At 62.5% G+C, this 15228-nt stretch carries 15 protein-coding genes and 1 tRNA gene; 3 read left to right on the top strand and 13 right to left on the bottom strand.

The annotated features are described in order from the left end of the window. Positions 1 to 221 precede the first annotated feature (221 nt). Together GTA51_RS17190 and GTA51_RS17185 are read right to left on the bottom strand one after the other, a co-directional pair. Positions 222 to 1982: an ARMT1-like domain-containing protein gene (locus GTA51_RS17190; RefSeq protein ID WP_160963259.1), complete on the bottom strand. Its 1761-nt coding sequence runs from the start codon at positions 1980 to 1982 to the stop codon at positions 222 to 224. After that, entirely contained in the window at positions 1979 to 2842 is an 864-nt protein-coding gene (locus GTA51_RS17185; RefSeq protein ID WP_160963257.1) for an NAD(+)/NADH kinase, read from the bottom strand. The genes GTA51_RS17190 and GTA51_RS17185 overlap by 4 nt, the downstream gene beginning before the upstream one ends. Positions 2843 to 3025: 183 nt before the next feature. Between GTA51_RS17185 and GTA51_RS17180 the strand changes: the two genes are divergently transcribed. After that, positions 3026 to 3445 (top strand): DVU0524 family FlgM-associated protein, encoded by a 420-nt coding sequence (locus tag GTA51_RS17180; RefSeq protein ID WP_160963255.1) that lies wholly within the window; start codon positions 3026 to 3028, stop codon positions 3443 to 3445. A gap of 56 nt (positions 3446 to 3501) precedes the next feature. Then, the gene (gene flgM, locus GTA51_RS17175; protein WP_160963253.1) at positions 3502 to 3822 is read left to right on the top strand and encodes a flagellar biosynthesis anti-sigma factor FlgM; all 321 of its coding nucleotides are present in this window, start codon (positions 3502 to 3504) and stop codon (positions 3820 to 3822) included. Between the two features lie 265 nt (positions 3823 to 4087). Here the strand turns inward: flgM and fliW are convergent, their stop codons facing one another. The 11 genes from fliW to flgF form a co-directional block, all read right to left on the bottom strand. Next, positions 4088 to 4546, bottom strand: a complete 459-nt coding sequence (gene fliW, locus GTA51_RS17170) for a flagellar assembly protein FliW (RefSeq protein WP_160963251.1) — start codon at positions 4544 to 4546, stop codon at positions 4088 to 4090. Beyond that, entirely contained in the window at positions 4522 to 4761 is a 240-nt protein-coding gene (gene csrA / locus GTA51_RS17165) for a carbon storage regulator CsrA (RefSeq protein WP_043635971.1), read from the bottom strand. Before csrA ends, fliW begins: the two co-directional genes overlap by 25 nt. 117 nt (positions 4762 to 4878) lie before the next feature. Beyond that, positions 4879 to 6417: a flagellin N-terminal helical domain-containing protein gene (locus GTA51_RS17160; RefSeq protein ID WP_160963249.1), complete on the bottom strand. Its 1539-nt coding sequence runs from the start codon at positions 6415 to 6417 to the stop codon at positions 4879 to 4881. A gap of 17 nt (positions 6418 to 6434) precedes the next feature. Further along, positions 6435 to 8540 (bottom strand): flagellar hook-associated protein FlgK, encoded by a 2106-nt coding sequence (gene flgK, locus GTA51_RS17155; protein WP_160963247.1) that lies wholly within the window; start codon positions 8538 to 8540, stop codon positions 6435 to 6437. Then, on the bottom strand, positions 8540 to 9016 hold the full coding sequence (flgN, locus tag GTA51_RS17150) for a flagellar export chaperone FlgN (RefSeq protein WP_160963245.1): 477 nt from the start codon (positions 9014 to 9016) through the stop codon (positions 8540 to 8542). The genes flgK and flgN overlap by 1 nt, the downstream gene beginning before the upstream one ends. A gap of 34 nt (positions 9017 to 9050) precedes the next feature. Then, positions 9051 to 10067: a peptidoglycan DD-metalloendopeptidase family protein gene (locus tag GTA51_RS17145; protein ID WP_160963243.1), complete on the bottom strand. Its 1017-nt coding sequence runs from the start codon at positions 10065 to 10067 to the stop codon at positions 9051 to 9053. A gap of 268 nt (positions 10068 to 10335) precedes the next feature. Then, positions 10336 to 11499: a flagellar basal body P-ring protein FlgI gene (locus GTA51_RS17140; RefSeq protein WP_160963241.1), complete on the bottom strand. Its 1164-nt coding sequence runs from the start codon at positions 11497 to 11499 to the stop codon at positions 10336 to 10338. A gap of 26 nt (positions 11500 to 11525) precedes the next feature. After that, a complete protein-coding gene (locus GTA51_RS17135) occupies positions 11526 to 12260 on the bottom strand; it encodes a flagellar basal body L-ring protein FlgH (protein WP_160963239.1) in 735 nt (244 codons plus the stop codon). Positions 12261 to 12311: 51 nt separating this feature from the next. Further along, entirely contained in the window at positions 12312 to 13310 is a 999-nt protein-coding gene (gene flgA / locus GTA51_RS17130) for a flagellar basal body P-ring formation chaperone FlgA (protein WP_246198205.1), read from the bottom strand. Positions 13311 to 13320: 10 nt separating this feature from the next. After that, positions 13321 to 14103 (bottom strand): flagellar basal-body rod protein FlgG, encoded by a 783-nt coding sequence (flgG, locus tag GTA51_RS17125; RefSeq protein WP_160963237.1) that lies wholly within the window; start codon positions 14101 to 14103, stop codon positions 13321 to 13323. 25 nt (positions 14104 to 14128) lie between these two features. Continuing rightward, positions 14129 to 14911, bottom strand: a complete 783-nt coding sequence (gene flgF, locus GTA51_RS17120) for a flagellar basal-body rod protein FlgF (protein ID WP_160963235.1) — start codon at positions 14909 to 14911, stop codon at positions 14129 to 14131. Positions 14912 to 15095: 184 nt separating this feature from the next. On the opposite strand from flgF, the gene GTA51_RS17115 reads away from it, so the two are divergent. Then, positions 15096 to 15171 (top strand) — tRNA-Gly (locus GTA51_RS17115). Positions 15172 to 15228: the final 57 nt, after the last annotated feature.

Genomic DNA, 15228 nt, shown 5'->3' with positions numbered 1-15228 from the left:
GGCTGGTGCAACGAAATCTGTTTCAGCAATGTGAAATTCTCGACCTCATTGACCCGCGACGGCAACGCTTAAAACCAAACAATTCTAGCAGGCTATCTCTTCTAAATTAGCCGGACAGAAATGATAAAAAATCCTGACTGACATAGTTTTCTCCCGCCAACGCTGTTTTATGCTCTTTATCGCGTCATTACGGGCAATGCAATCAGTTCCAGAACGAAACACTAGCTGCAATCGATACCGGCATCGCAAAACCGCCCCACACCGTATTCCCGGCGGCGGAAAAATTTTTCCGGGTCCGGGCCGATAATCTGCATTTCGCGATGGCGCTGCTGCATGGACAGGGCAATGCGCATTTCCTTGGTGCAGCCCGTGGAAAACGTCGCATCCTTGCCGGCCCAGACCGGCGGCACCTGGCGGCCAAGGATCTCAAAGCTCTTTTCAATGTCAAAGTGCGTCTGGAACCGCCACACGTCAATAAGGCCGCTGCGCTGCACCTTTTCCCACATAAACATGAGATCGTCGGCATCCATGCCTTCTTCAAAATGCTCGGCCGGATTGATGACGAACACGCCGGCCAGCTTCTGGCGCAGATGATTGGCAAAGGCCGTGACCAGTTCGATGGCCACCTTGGTCTGGCCGGGGATGGAGCCGATGACCGCGCTGTAAAACATCACGGTGCGCCCGGCGGCATGGGCCTGGCGCATGCCCATGATGATCTCCTCGGCCTTGGCCGTGATGTCGGCCTCGGTAAACGACCGGGCACCCGGGGCGCGGGCCTTGAAATCAAAGCGCAGCCCGTCGCCGGAGAGGCGGTAGAAGGAGGCCACGTCCCGGGTGAACAGATGGCTGGTCATAATGAGCCGGCGATGGTTGTGCTCGCCCTTGGCCACCACCACGTCGGCCTCTTTCCAGGCCCGGGCAAAGGTCACCGAGACGCGGTAGAGGTTGAGGCGTTCGCGGGTGCCGTCGGAAATGACCGTCAGGGGATTTTCCCGGATCACTTGCAGCAGTTCGTTTTTGCCAATGCGGGGATCGGTGCAAAAATGCGCCCCGGCCAGGGACGTTTCCAGGATCGGGTCGCCGTCCACGTCCCAGATGGTGGGCGAGTCGAAATAAAAACCTTCCTTAAAGACCAGGAGCACCCGGTGCCCCATGCGCAGCAGGGTGCGGATGGCCAGCAGATCAAACAGCACCCCGCCGGCGCTGTCGGCCAGATAGAGAATCTTGAGCTTGCTTCCCCGCCGGGGGTCGAGCATGGCCTCAAGCCGGTCGAAATCCTGGGGGAAACTGGCCAGGGCGGCATCCAGGGCGGCCACGTCCGGGCAGGCCGCGTCGCCTTCCCAGACTTCGGGCATGACCGACATGGCAAACAGGCGCTTGAGCTCAAGCACGTCCAGGACATGGCGCAACTCCGGGATGGAGCTGCAACCGGGCAGGTCCGAGGGACAGGCGTGCAGCATGGTGCGAAAGGCCTCGCTCTGGATAAAGGCAAAGGCCCGGCGGTTGGCAGTGCGGCGACGCTCCCGGTAGGGGTCGTCCAGGCCTGACTGGGTCAAAAAGATGGTGTTAAGCCGCTTGCCCAGACGCGAGGGGATAAGCGTCGGCTTGACCAGGGCCTGACGGTATTTGAGTTCACACAGGGTGCTGATCTTGCGCCGGGTGTAGGCGTCGGGCACAAAGGCCTCGATGAGGCTTTCGATGCGGGCCAGGCGCGCGTCGTACTCGGCCACCACCAGCGGATCGGCCTGCTCTGTGAGCAGATGGCCGAACATGGCGTCGGTGCAGGGAATATAGATCTGCTCCGGGGCCAGCGACACCATAAAGCGCAACTGCTCGGGGGAGGCGTTTTTTTCCGGGTCAATGGAATGTTCGAGATTGTTCTCGGTCATAAAATGCAGCAGCCAGGCGTCAAGGATCGCATCGACGCCGTAGCGCGGGGCCTGGCCCGGGGTCGGGAAAACGGCGGGGAGTTCTCGGATCATGGGCGGTTGATAAATCCCTTGAGGCGCAGACGTTCAAAATAGCTTTCCCCGGGACGCTTGGCCAGGCGCACGCAGCGTTTGGACTTGGTCACCAGCACCACGTCGAGGTCGTCCAGGGAAAAGAGTTCCTGCCCGTCGCAGGTCAGATACATATTGGTTTCCGGGGCGGACAGGGCCAGTCGCACAGGAGCGTCAGCCGGCACCACCACGGGCTTGAAATCGCTTAAAAACGGGCAGATGGGCACAACGCACAACACGTCGAGACCCGGATAGATGAGCGGTCCGCCGGCCGAGACACAGTACGCCGTGGAGCCGGTGGGGGTGGAGACCACCACGCCGTCGGCCCGCAGGGTGCAGACGTCGCCGTCGCCAAGTGTCAGGTCAAAGGCGGCCAGACGGGCCATGGCCCCGCGGCTGACGACCACGTCGTTGACCGAAATGGTGGAAAAAACCGTCTCCCCGCCCCGGATGACGGACACCTCGATCATAAGCCGCCGGGCCTCGATAAAGCCGTTGGCCAGGATGTCGGCCAAAAGCTCGGGCCAGTCGTTAACGCCCGCCGCGGTCATAAACCCCACCCGGCCCAGATTGATGCCCAACAGCGGCACCCCGTCCAGCAGCCGCTTGCGGGCGGCCGAGAGCATGGTGCCGTCGCCGCCAAGGACGAGCCCCAGATCCGGCGGCCCGGACACAACGGCCCCGGGCGGGATGACGGCATGGGGGGCGTCGGGCAGATTCTCCCGGACCAGGCAGACGACGCCGCGCCGGGCCAACCAGTCGGCAACGGTCCAGGCCATGCTCTGGGCCAGGGCATGGTCTGCCTTGTAGATAACGAGAACGGTCTTTATTGTGCGTTGCATGCCGTGGGTCCGGTTGACGTTATCCCGGTTGGGCCGGGAAGCGTCTTATAAGGCAAAGGCCGGGGCGATACAAGGAAGGGGCCGGCGGGGGGAGCGGCGGATTGGGCCTGGATTTTTTTTAGCCAGCCCTCTAAAGGTCTGGACGAAGCGTCCGATAAGCACCATGAGAAGGAGTCAAACGCCTTGACCGCGATCCCCTACCAGGTCAGCGCCATGTTGCGCACCTACGGACGGCAGGTGACCACGGCCCGGCGGCTGGCCCGCTACCGTCGGTCCTTGCGCGCCGCCGGAGCCGAAGACGAGGTCCGCATTTCCCGGGACGCCAAGCGCCGGGAACTGGTCGGACGGGTGGCGGCCGAGATCGTGGAAAACTGCATCGTGGCCGGCTCGGACAGCCCTGTGGTGGCCGAGATCAAGGCGGAACTGGAAGAGGAACTCGGGTTCCCGCTGGTATTCGCCTACCCGCCACAAGATCAGGAAATGCAGATTTTTAAAAACGAGCCGGGCCACGATCCCGAGCTCATCGAGGGTGAGGAGAAGATTGCCGCCATGCGGCGCTTGTGGGAATTGGCCCTGGAAAAAGTTGATGCGACAATGCTCTAATCATCGGCCCCCCCGCTGCCGATAAGTATGTACGGACTACGCGGGAGGTGGGCGCCATGGACATCAAGACAATTTTTGGAATCAATCAAGGCTATGGCCAGAATCGTGTCGGGCGTGGCAACTCCGGCGAATCCTCAAGTGTTTCGCGCGGCAAGAGCTCGGACGCGGGAGGCACAAGCAGTTCCTCGGACCGCGTGACCCTTTCCGACGATGCCAAGCTTGTTTCCGTGGCCACGCGCACAGCCCAGGAGTCCCCGGAAACCCGCGCCGACAAGGTGGCCGCCTTAAAGGCCCAGGTCGAGGCCGGCACCTATCAGCCGGACTCAAAAAAGATAGCCGAAAAGCTCCTGACCATGGAGTCGGAACTCTTCGGCTGACCGCAAAACGACAACGGATAAAACGCCGGACGCCTTTCCGAACACATGTTCGCAAAGGCGTCCGTTTTTTTGCGGCGTGGCGGTTCCCCGCCGCCAGGGGCCAGGGGCAAACCGCTTCGCCGCAAGGGCGTCAGTTTTTTGTAAGCCGTCCACATCGGCCCAAGCCAGCGGCAAACCGCCCGGCCGCAAGGGCGCCAGTGTCATTTTCGGCGTGCCCGTTCCCCGTCGCCAGGGGCCAATGGCAAGCCGCCCGGCCGCAAGGGCGTCAGCTTTTTTGCGGCGTGGCCATGCCCGGCGTGTAGTGGGCCGGGTAGCGCATGTCGGTCTGGGGGATCTGCACCCCGATGCGGGCTTGATTGTTGAGCACGATGGGGCCGCTCAGATTAAGGGTTGTCCGCTCGGGCATGCCCTGCGGGATGGTCACGGTGACCAAAAGGGTGGTCTGTTCCCGGGTCTCGATGCCAAGCAGCTTGCGGTCGGCCTCGCCGATAACCACTTCGTACTCGGTCATAAAGGTGTAGGGATCGGCGACGAGCAACCCCAGCGACGGGTCGCTCAAGCTTTGCAGCACCATAAAGGGCGAGTCCTCGCGCAACTGGATGAGCGTGAATTCGCGGTGCCCCATAAAGCCGATCAGCCCCCGGGGAAACGTCAACACCCGGTCCTCGGGCAGGACCATGCGCCCAAGGCGCGTGTCCACTATTCGTTCGTCTTTTTTGGCCATAACTTCGCTGCCGCCAGGACATCGGAATCCGTGGCGCAAAGCGCCTGCCGATTCTGCTCCAGCACCCGCAGGTAGACCTCTTCGCGATACACCTGCATATCATCGGGCACTTCCAGCCCGATCTTGATCTGCTTGCCCTGGACGCCCAGGACGGTGATCTTGATATGGTCGCCGAGATGCAGGCTTTCGCCCGGCCTTCGGGTCAAGATGAGCATGAACGCCCACGCCCCCAATTGTGGTTCTGGATGCGAAAAATTCCGTCTTCGCGCCCGGTTATGAAGCCTTTTAGCTGTTGGCTGCGCCTCTTGTCAACGAATGGTTCGCACCGCAACCTAAATATAGCTCACCAGGGACAGATTCATCACCGTGCTCGAGGACTTGAGCACGGCCTGATAGGCCAGTTCCTGCTGGGCGAGCCGGGTGATGAGCGCCGTTAGGTCGGCGTCTTCCACTTTGCTCAGCGACGAGTCGCTGTTCTCGGCCAGGGTATCCACCATGGTTCCGGCCGCCGTCACCCGGTTTTCCCGGGCACCCACCGAAGCAGCCACGGTCAGCAAATGATTCTGGGATGCCGTCAACTGGTCCAGGGCATCCTGGCAACCCTGCTGGTTGTTGGTTTCCAGATAGCCCACCAGCTTGCCAACGGTCTCAAACAGGTTGGCATCGACGGAACCTTCAAAGGTTACGGCCTGATTGTTGTAGATGCCGCCAAAGATGTCCTTGCCCACGCCATTGACCACGACCTTGTCGGTGGGAGAAATGGCCACTGTGATGTCGGCGGTGCTCGGCTGGATGAAAAACTGGTTGCCGACAGCCAGGCTGTCGCCGCCTGTGGTCAGCGTCAGGTTGCCTCCGGGCACGGGCAGACTGACGGAACCGGGGGGATTGGCCACGGTCCCGGAGGTATTGCCCGTCACCCAGGAACGGCCGCCGTCGGTGCTGTAGGAAAAACCAAACGTCGTGCCGTTGGTGAAGGCATTATTATCATCGATGCGCACGGCGACGTTGGCAGAGAAATTCCCGGCCGCGCTGCCGACCACGTTCGTTGCCGGGAGCGCGGTATTGACCACGGAGACGGTGTCGTTGGTGTTGCCGTTGTAGACCGCCGTGGGGCGAATCCACATCCAGGTGCCGTCGGTGTCGGCATGGTCGGCGCTGACCGTCGTGGCGGCCAGGGCGGCGTCGGAGATCTGCATGGTCACGCCGCCCAGGTTGAGCTCCTGGCTCGTGCCCGAGGGCGGGGCGTTATAGGTGCCGGCTTTCCAGGTGGCCCCGCCGTCGCTGGAATAGGTAAAGCCCGGCGGGGTGTTGGTGTCCGTAAACTGCACGAGCAGCGTGGATTCCGCGTCGCCGGAAATTGTGAAACCGCCGTTTGCCGCCACTGCCGCGTCAAAGGTCGTATCGTTGGAATTCATGGACAGCGACTGGCTAAAGGCCTCGCTGCCGACCTTTTGGCCGGCATAGAGGGCATTGCCGTCGTAGGTGGTGTTGGCCTGGGAAATGAGCTGCTGAAAATACTGGCGCACGGCCGAGGCAATCTCACCGCGGTTTTCGTCGGTGACGGAACCGGTGGCCCCCTGCTCGGCGTAGCCCTTGATGGTGGTGATGAGCGTGCTGACCGAGGTCAGCGCGCTGTCGGACTGCTGGAGCCAGCCGGTGGCACTGGCGATGTTGCTTTTATACTGGGCAAGCTGGCTTATGTCGCAGCGTGTTTGCAACACCATGGCCGCGCCGTTGGGATCGTCGGAAGGCGCGTTGATGCGCTTTTGGGTGGACGACTGGAGATTGGTCTCCATGAGCCGGGCCAGGGAGGCGTTATTGCGCTGGATAATTGATCCATAGATAGTTTGCTGGGCGACGCGCAGGACCATAAAGACCTCCCCGGGGGCTAATTCTTGAGCCCCAAAACCGTTTCAAACAGGCTGTCGGCCGTGCTGATGAGCTTAGCGGCAGCCTGATAGGAGTGTTGGAACTTTATAAGGTTGGAGAGTTCTTCGTCGAGGTTGACGCCCGAGACAGACAACTGCTGATCCTCCAACTGGGCGGCCAACGTGGTCTGGTACTTGGCCTGGTAGGAGGCGGAAGCCGTGTCCGAGCCGATCTTGCTGACCAGACCGGCGTAGTAGTCGCCAAGCGTCTGGGCAGTGGTGGTCTTGCCGGGGACGTAAAAATTCACTTTCGTGGTTTCCAGGGCGGCCATGGCCTTGGCCGTGGTGTTGTCGCCAACGGCCACCAGACCGGCCGTGCCCACATGGCCGGCGCAGAGCCGGTTGACGTCGTTGGCCACCACGCCATTGACCGCCACGTCCGAGGCCGTGGAACCGGTCAAGAAGGTGTTCACACCCAGGGCAGCCCAAAGTCCGGCGGAATCATCGCCGAACTGGAAGGTGTTGCCGCTATCGCCCACGATGGAAAGCTGGTTGTTGACCACCGCAGCGGTTGCCGCCCCGCCAAAGGCCGTTGTGAGCTTGGTCGCGATGGTGTCCAAAGAATCCAGGGCCGGATCGTAGGTGATGGAAGCGCTCGTGAGCAATTTGCCGGAGCTGTCGTAGGCGTGGACCATGGACGCGCCGGATTGCAGCCGGTTGCCAAAGGTCAGGCCCGAGGCCGGACTGTCCAACAAGGTGCTGCTGTCGGCCACGGAGTAGCTGCCCTGGACCGAGGCGAAATTGGTCAGGCCGGCACCCTGGGAGTGGACGCGGTTGGTCTCCCAGACCATGGTGTTGACCATGGCATCGAGGGAGGCCTGGTAGCTGCCGAGATCCTCGTCGCGAAATTCAAAGACACCGGCCAGCGACCCGCCGGTGAGGCGTCGGGGGTTGTCCGAGCCGTCGGCAAACTTCTGGGGCGTGATATTTTCCGGCGTGCCGGCCGTGGTGTACCAGTACAGGGCCTTTTTGGGCACCAGGGTGAAGGTGTCGCCCGTATTGAGGGTGTCGCCGGCAAAGGGCGGGGTCAGGCCGGAGTTTGTTGTCGAGCCGAACCAGATGTCGAGATTGCCCACCTTGACCTTGCCGGTTGTCGCGTCGGCATCATAGACGGCCGTTGTACCGTCGTCGTTGGTCAGCCAGCTCTTGCCACCGTCCAGGGACACTTGAAAGGTCGCCCCGCCGCCGACGCTCCCGTCCGTAACCACCTTGAGCGTGTATTCGTTGGAGTCCGAACCTTCGTAATAGGCCTGGACGTCCGAGGGCGGAGCCGAGTTGAGCGAAGCCGTCGAAAGCTGGCGCACGGTGTGGCCCTGCTCGAACTTGAAGTCAAAGGCCACCACGCCGTCCACGATGGTCTGGCCGGCCGTGGTGTTGACGGTGATGTTGCCCTTGCCGTTGTCAATGACGTTGACATCGACCAGCGAAGCCAGTTCGCGCACCTTGCTGTCGCGCTGGTCATAGAGTCCGTTGGGAATGTTTTGGCCGTCGATTTGGGTGATGTTGATCTGCTTGTTCAGCTCGGCAATGTCCTTGGCCAGGGCGTTTAATTGATTCGTGCCGTCTTCGATGCTCTGGTTGGCCTGGCTTTCGAGCTGGGACATGGAGTCGGAGGTGGAACGCAGCAGGCTCAACATGGTTTCGGTATCGTCGATCAGGGTCTGGCGCGTGGCCGCGCTGTCCGGGCTGGTGGTCAGGTCGCCCCAATCGCCAAACGTCGTGGACAACGAAGTATTGAGGCCGTCCGTATTGGACTCGTTGACCAGATTCTGGGTGCTGGTCAAGCCGTTGTACAGGGTCTGGTAGCGGTCGCGGGCCGAGAGCTGCTGCAGATACTGGGCTTCGATGAACTTGTCGTGGGCGCGCACCACCTCCTGGGCCACCACGCCGGAACCGATCTGTCCCGTGAACGTGTTGACGTACTGACCGTCCTTGAGCACGACCGACTGGCGGCTGTAGCCCGTGGTATCGACATTGGCGATGTTGTTGCCAGTGACCTGAATGGAGGCCTGACTGGCGCGCAACGCCGAATTGCCGGTGGTCAGCAGGGTGGTGATGCCAGACATTAGAATCTCCCGCTAACAAGCCCCGGAGCCGAGGCTGCCGTAGCCATGCGCCCACGGGAGCCGTAGGTGCCCTTTTTCGGGATGAGAAGCTTTTGCAGATTGTCCAGGCTCGACTTGGTCAGGTCATACAGGCCAAGGGCCATGGTGTAATTGCGCGTGGCCTGCTTGGCGCTGCGCTGTTCCACCGTGTCGATGGCGGCATACAGGGACTGGGCCGTTTCCCGGGAGGCCGGGTCGAAGCGGTCGATGACGTCGGCCAGGCGCTTGGCGGCCGGGTCCAGGGCGGCGTAGTGGGCCTGGAGGCTGCGGCGCTCCACGGCCAGCTGGCGCAGCAGTTCCTGGATGGAAAATTCCACCGAGGCCACGGCCCCGGGGTTGCGCTCGGACAGATGGGAAAATTCTTCCGACAAAAGGACTTCCAGAAGACGCACGGCCCCGTGTTGCCGTCCCAGGTTGGAAAGAATGCGCTCGATCATGACCAGCCTCAAATTCCTTTTAAATTACAGCGGACTAACTCGTTCCCTGAAGCAGCCCTGACCCGGCCAGCAGGCTGTGCGGGTCCACGGTCTCGCTCCCCCGTCGCAGCTCAAAGTGCAAATGCGGCCCGGTGGAACGCCCGGTACTGCCTACCTCTGCAATTTTTCCGCCAGCCGCCACGGTATCGCCGACCTGAACGGCGTAACTGCGCAAATGGCCGTAAACACTCTTCCAGCCGCCCGGATGTTCGACCTCGACCACGTTGCCGTAACCGCCCTTTTGACCGGCATACACCACCTTGCCATCCCAGCAGGCGGCCACGGCGTCGCCTTCGGCGGCCGCGATGTCCATGCCGGCGTGCCAGGCCTGCCTGCCCTTGAAGGGATCGCTGCGCCAACCGTATTCCGAGGAGATGGCACCCGTCGCGGGCGCAGCCATGGGTTGGGCCGCCTGAACCGTCGCCGCAGCGTCGGAAATCTGACCACTCCCCTGCGCCGGTTCGTGGGACGGGGCCAACATGCCGGTCCCGGGCCGGGCCAGGGCGGCGGTCACGGCTGCGGAAAGATTCTGGGCCGGCACGGACCGGCCTCCCTGCGGCAGTCCGTGCGCCGGCAGGGGCAGACGGTCGGCGGCCACGCCGGAACCGTTTTTCCCCACCGGCCGGTTGGCCGGGAGCACGTCGCCGGTTTCGGTCTTCTCGCCGCCGCCAAGCACCCGGCTTTTGAGCTGGCGGTACATCATGTCCGCCAGACCGATGCCGCCGTTTTCGGCCATCTTGTCGCACATGGCCTTGTCGAACATGGAATAATACTGGTCCTCGTACTGGCCGTGGAGCATGCCGTCCTTGGGCACGGTGGCCCGCATCTCGGCAAACAGCTTGGAGATAAAGACCGATTCAAAGCCCTGGCAGGCCTCACGCAGCTTGGCTTCCTTGGTCGCCCCGCCGCCGGTCAGGCTCTTTTGCAAAGCGTCGATGGACAGCTTTTGGGCCACGTCGCTGTGCAAGGCGGTGTTGGCGGCCAGATCGGCCATTCCCTCGGGAGCGCTCATGGCTTTCGTCCTCTTCTCGCCCACAGGTGTCGGTTTTTTGGCTAAACGGCCTCGATAGCCCTTCTATGGCAAATACCGGGCCAACGTTGCCAAGGGGAAGAAAAACAGCCGGGGACTGTGCCTGCAGCAGCCCCTTTCCAGCCGTCTTCCCCCCGGAGCGCGGCGCAGCCAAACGACAAACAGCCCCGACAGTCCGGGGTGCGGACAGTCGGGGCTGGTCTTGCGATGGCTTCGTTGCCTCCGGCGCGGTTCCTCGTGGGCATGTGCCCTAGTTGACCTCCAGGTCGGCGGACAAGGCCCCGGACGCTTCCAGGGTACGCAGGATGCTGATGAGATCGCGCGGGGTGGCGCCCAGGGCGTTTAAGCCCTCGACGAGTTCCTGCAGGGTCGCGCCCTCGATCATCTTCAGTTTGCGGTTCTCCTCGTTGACGGCAATGTTGGTCTGGGGGGTGACCACGGTCTGGCCATTGGAAAATGGCAGCGGCTGGGACACATCGGCCGACTCCTGGACCTGGATCTGGAGATTGCCGTGGGTGACGGCCACCGGGGAGATCTGGACGTTCTGGCCCAGGACCACGGTGCCGGTCTTTTCATCCACCACCACCCTGGCCCGATGGTCCGGGGTGACTTCGATGTTTTCGATGGAGGCCATAAGCGTGGTCAGGCTGCCCTGATTTTCGGGTGCCACAGCCAGACGCACGGTGCCGGCGTCGATGGCCGTGGCCATGGCCGAGCCCATGGACTCGTTGACGCGCTTGGCCATGCGCACGGCGGTGGAGAAATCGGGCGTGCGCAGGGACAGGGTCAGGTCGCTCTGGTCGTTAAAGGAAAACGGCACCGCCCGCTCGATGTTGCCGCCGCCGGGCACGATGCCCACGGTGGTGATATTTTTGGAAACCGACGCCCCGGCCCCCTGGGCAGACACGCCGCCCACCAGCACCGACCCTTGGGCAATGGCGTAAATATTGCCGTCAATACCCTTTAAGGGTGTGACCAGCAGCACGCCGCCGAGTAGGCTCGTGGAATCGCCCAGGGACGACACCGTGACGTCGATGCGGCTGCCCGGCTTGGACGAAACCGCCATTTGCGACGTGACCATGACGGCAGCCACGTTCTTGGGCTTCAGCGTCGCCCGGTCCACCCGCACGCCCATCTTGTCGAGCATGTTGTAAATGGACTGGACCGTAAAATCCGAGCCGCGCTGATCGCCGGTGCCCGAAAGCCCGACCACCAGGCCATAGCCCACGAGCTGGTTTTTGCGCATGCCGGAAACCGAGGCGATATCCTTGATCCGCGCGCTGTGGGCCGTGTGGACCAGGCCAAGAACCAGGGCCATGAGAACCAGGACGGCCAGCAGGGGTGCGGCCCGATTCGGGCGGACCAGAACCTGGGCCAGGGCGCGTGTCGCCATCCGTGCGGTGCGGGGGTGCATATCCTTACGCTCCCTTGGTGAAATCACTAAAACGGCCACACGTTATCGAGGATGCGGGTAAGCCAGCCGCTCTTCTGACGGTCGGCCAGATCGCCCTCGCCGTAGTACTCGATCTGACAATCGGCCAACTGGGTGGACGGCACGGTGTTAAGCGGTCCGATGTCGATGGGCCGGACCAGCCCCCTGATGACGATGATCTGGTTTTCATTGTTCACGCGCGTCTGGCGCGCCCCTTCCACCTGCATCACCCCGCCGGGCAGGATGTTGACGATGCGGCACCCGATGGAGGCGGTGACGGCGGATTCGCGCTTGGTCTCGCCCTTGCTCTGAAACTTCTCGGCAATGGACGCCTGGACCTGCGGATCGGAACCGATCAGCCCCTTCATGCCAAAGGCCGGGCCGCCGAGCTGGCCGGACAGGTTGCCGGTGGTTTCCTTGTTGCCGAAATAACTCTGCACCCCGAGGTTGGTGCTGGAGGTCTTGTCGTTTTTCGTCTCGGCCTTCAGGTCGGACTTGGAGGTATCCACAATATTGACGGTCAGGATGTCGCCGATGCGCCGGGCCCGGGTGTCGTCAAAAAGAAAGGTCGGCTGATTCTGGCTGTAGATCGAGCCGGGATTGTCCGCCGGCGGCGGGGCCTTGGCCGCAGCCGGGGTCAGCTGGGGCATGGGTGCGGCCTGCTTGGTGGCCGGGACACAGGCTGTCTGGGCGGCCAGGGCGGCCGCTGCCAGGAACAGGGGAATCAGGTTGTTGCGTATCATGGTGCATCATCCTTTGCGGCACATCCGTGTGCGCTTGCCGTCGCTGCTGCGTTACTGGACCATTACCGTGGAACGATCCCGGACAACGCCGGTTATTTCCTTGGAATTCTTTGAATTTTTTACAGTTATCTTGCCGCCGGCAGCCCCGTCGGTGACGGCCTCGGCCAGCATGGTCAACCGGACGGTCTTGCGTTCGTAGACCAGGCGGACCTGATCGCCCCGCAGGATCAGCGGCATGGCCTCCATCTCGTCGGCCATAATGATCTGGCCCGGCCCAACGCCGCGACGGGCGCGCCACTGGCCGTCCGCCGGTTCCCACAGCCGCCCCTTGATGCCGGCCATGTTGCGGCGCTCGTAGACGTAGGCGATCTGTTCCACGGCGGCTCCGTCCTTGGGAAGAATGCTTTTAATCGCCACCGGCACCCGGGCCAGGTGCTCGACCACGGCCTCTGCCGGGGTCTGTTGCAAAATCCTTGCCCCGGTTCCCGTGACCACATACCGAAAAGCGGTCTTGCCAGCCGTTACTTCGGAAACGGCAACGCTGACGCTGGCTTGGTCGTCCACAAAGAGATGGTCGGGAGTCGTGACCGAGACCAGCCGGGCCTCGCCGCCAAGGGCCACCACCAGGGGTGTCAAGGTTTCGACGGCCAGGGCGCGCAACTGGGCCGCGTCCACCACTTTGCCGCCCCGGGCCAGGACGACCTGGTTTGGCAGGGAAAATTCCACCGGGGCGTCGCGCAGATAATAGCGCAATCCTTCCAGCACCTTGGCCGAAGGAATAACGGTCTGGCGGCCCACGGTTTCCGGGGCGTACCACAAGGGCGTGGCCCCGAGCACAGCCCAGGCGTCGGCCGGAAAATCCCCGCTCGGTTCTGCGATCTCCGACAGCAGCACCCGTTCACCGGCGGCCGTGGCCGCTTCCTTGACGGCCAGCCGCCACAGGCCGGCCCCGGCCGGACAGGCGGCCAAAAGGATGGCTGCGGCCAGCCCGGCACTGATCAGTTGGCGGAAAACGGCGCGTCCCATGGCGACCTCCCTGGCGGCGTTCATAACGGACCGCCTAGCGCTTGACGTTCACAGCCGTCTGCAGCATGCCGTCGGCCGTGGTTATGGACTTGGAGTTGGCCTCGTAGGCCCGCTGGCCGACGATGAGACCGACCATTTCGTCCACGAGTTCCACGTTGGACATTTCCAGAAACCCCTGGGCCAGGGTGCCGGCGTTCTGGTTGCCGGGGGTGACCTCGTTGGCCGCGCCGGAAGCCTGGCTGGGCGAATAGAGGTTTCTGCCCTCGGCGGTCATGCCGGCGTTGTTGATAAAGGTGTAAAGGGGGATATCGGTGGCAGCCAGTTCGGCACTGTTGGCGTCGAGGCAGGACAGGTGGCCGTTTTCCGTAATGGTGATGGTCTTGGTCTCGGTGGGCACGGAAAAGGCCGGCTGGAGCGGATAGCCGTTGGCGGTCACGATGGTGCCGTCCTGGTTGAGCTTGAACGACCCTGCCCGGGTGTAGAGTTCCCGGCCGTTGACATCGACCTTGAAAAAGCCCTCGCCCTGGATGGCGACGTCGAGCTGGTTGCCGGTGTTTTGCATGTCGCCCTGGGTAAAGAACTTGTGCACCGTCGTTGGTTTGACGCCCAGGCCCACCTGCAGGCCGGTGGGCAGGCGGTTGCCGCCCACGGTCTCGGTCCCGGCCACCTGCAAGGTCTGATACATCAGGTCTTCAAACTCGGCCCGGCTCTTTTTAAAGCCGACAGTGTTCACGTTGGCCAGGTTGTTCGACATGGTGTCGATCTGCATTTGCATGGCCACCATGCCGGTGGAAGCTGTCCAAAGGGAGCGCATCATAACGTATATCCTCCAAAAGTTGGGCTTATCCCCGGTCGGTGCCGACGCGGATGGCCTTGGTGTCGAGTTCGTTGGAGCTGGAAATGACCTTCTGATAAGCCTCAAACGTCCGCTGGGTTTCAATCATGCTGACCATCTCCTCCACCACCTCGACATTGGGTTTTTCCAGAAAGCCCTGGGCCACCGAAGTCCGTCCGGCCTGGGCCTGCCCTTCCTGGACGGTGGCCCCGGACTGGGGCATATAGAGGTTTGCGCCGTATTTCTGGAGCGTTTCGGGGTTTTGCACGGTGACCACGTCAACCTGGCCGACCTGGGCCCCATCCACATAAATGGTGCCTGTCCCGTCCAGGGCGATGCGGCCTTCTGGGAGCTGGATGGGGCCGCCGCCGCCAAGCACCGGCATGTCCTGGTCATTGACGAGCATGCCTTCGGAGGAGCGGTGAAAGGCCCCGCTGCGGGTGTAGTAGGCACCGCCGGGAGCAGCGACTTTGAAAAAGCCCGGTCCCTGGATGGCCATGTCCAGCGGGTTGTTGGTGGCGGTTAACGCCCCCTGGCTGAAATCGATCTGCTGCATGGCCAGGCGCGGCTTGGCAATGAGATCGGCCCGGGGCAGCAATTGTTTTTGCCGCAGATCGCCCCGGGGATCGATATGGTAGTCGTGGGCATAGCGGGCAAAGGTGTCCTCAAAGGTCACCCGGTCCCGTTTGTAACCGGTGGTGTTGACGTTCGCCAAATTATTGGCGGAGATATTGAGACGCGTTTCAGTGGAAAGTGCCCCGAAAAGCGCGCTGTACATGCTCATTTCCATGGAAGCGGTCCTCCTCGGCGGGCTTATTGCAACATGCGGGCCACAGCCGGGACGCGCCCGGCCCGACGGGCCCGGAGGGCGGGTCGCCAGGGACGCAGGCAGGGCCTGAGGCTTCGTGTTTTTTTTCCTGGAGCGGCCAGGCAGCTTGACAAATGCGGGTGAAGTGGTATTTCCTGCCATTCGAGCGGGCGTAGCTCAGTTGGTAGAGTACAAGCTTCCCAAGCTTGGTGTCGCGAGTTCGAATCTCGTCGCCCGCTCCAACCTGAGTCTCCCAACCGAACGGTTGTCGTGACAAGGTGGGCCTGACGATCGGTCCA

Origin of the sequence: Solidesulfovibrio aerotolerans, assembly GCF_009856865.1 — a bacterium.
Taxonomy (GTDB): Bacteria; Desulfobacterota; Desulfovibrionia; order Desulfovibrionales; family Desulfovibrionaceae; genus Solidesulfovibrio; species Solidesulfovibrio aerotolerans.
This window is presented reverse-complemented; position numbering and strand designations above follow the sequence as displayed.

What these genes read in the sequence shown, in the direction of transcription:
- GTA51_RS17185 (WP_160963257.1), bottom strand. Translation starts at nt 2,842, where the DNA reads ATGCAACGCACAATAAAGACCGTTCTCGTTATCTACAAGGCAGACCAT.
- flgF (WP_160963235.1), bottom strand. Translation starts at nt 14,911, where the DNA reads ATGGAAATGAGCATGTACAGCGCGCTTTTCGGGGCACTTTCCACTGAA.
- flgK (WP_160963247.1), bottom strand. Translation starts at nt 8,540, where the DNA reads ATGTCTGGCATCACCACCCTGCTGACCACCGGCAATTCGGCGTTGCGC.
- fliW (WP_160963251.1), bottom strand. Translation starts at nt 4,546, where the DNA reads ATGGCCAAAAAAGACGAACGAATAGTGGACACGCGCCTTGGGCGCATG.
- GTA51_RS17145 (WP_160963243.1), bottom strand. Translation starts at nt 10,067, where the DNA reads ATGAGCGCTCCCGAGGGAATGGCCGATCTGGCCGCCAACACCGCCTTG.
- GTA51_RS17140 (WP_160963241.1), bottom strand. Translation starts at nt 11,499, where the DNA reads ATGCACCCCCGCACCGCACGGATGGCGACACGCGCCCTGGCCCAGGTT.
- csrA (WP_043635971.1), bottom strand. Translation starts at nt 4,761, where the DNA reads ATGCTCATCTTGACCCGAAGGCCGGGCGAAAGCCTGCATCTCGGCGAC.
- flgM (WP_160963253.1), top strand. Translation starts at nt 3,502, where the DNA reads ATGGACATCAAGACAATTTTTGGAATCAATCAAGGCTATGGCCAGAAT.
- GTA51_RS17190 (WP_160963259.1), bottom strand. Translation starts at nt 1,982, where the DNA reads ATGATCCGAGAACTCCCCGCCGTTTTCCCGACCCCGGGCCAGGCCCCG.
- flgG (WP_160963237.1), bottom strand. Translation starts at nt 14,103, where the DNA reads ATGATGCGCTCCCTTTGGACAGCTTCCACCGGCATGGTGGCCATGCAA.
- GTA51_RS17160 (WP_160963249.1), bottom strand. Translation starts at nt 6,417, where the DNA reads ATGGTCCTGCGCGTCGCCCAGCAAACTATCTATGGATCAATTATCCAG.
- flgA (WP_246198205.1), bottom strand. Translation starts at nt 13,310, where the DNA reads ATGAACGCCGCCAGGGAGGTCGCCATGGGACGCGCCGTTTTCCGCCAA.
- flgN (WP_160963245.1), bottom strand. Translation starts at nt 9,016, where the DNA reads ATGATCGAGCGCATTCTTTCCAACCTGGGACGGCAACACGGGGCCGTG.
- GTA51_RS17135 (WP_160963239.1), bottom strand. Translation starts at nt 12,260, where the DNA reads ATGATACGCAACAACCTGATTCCCCTGTTCCTGGCAGCGGCCGCCCTG.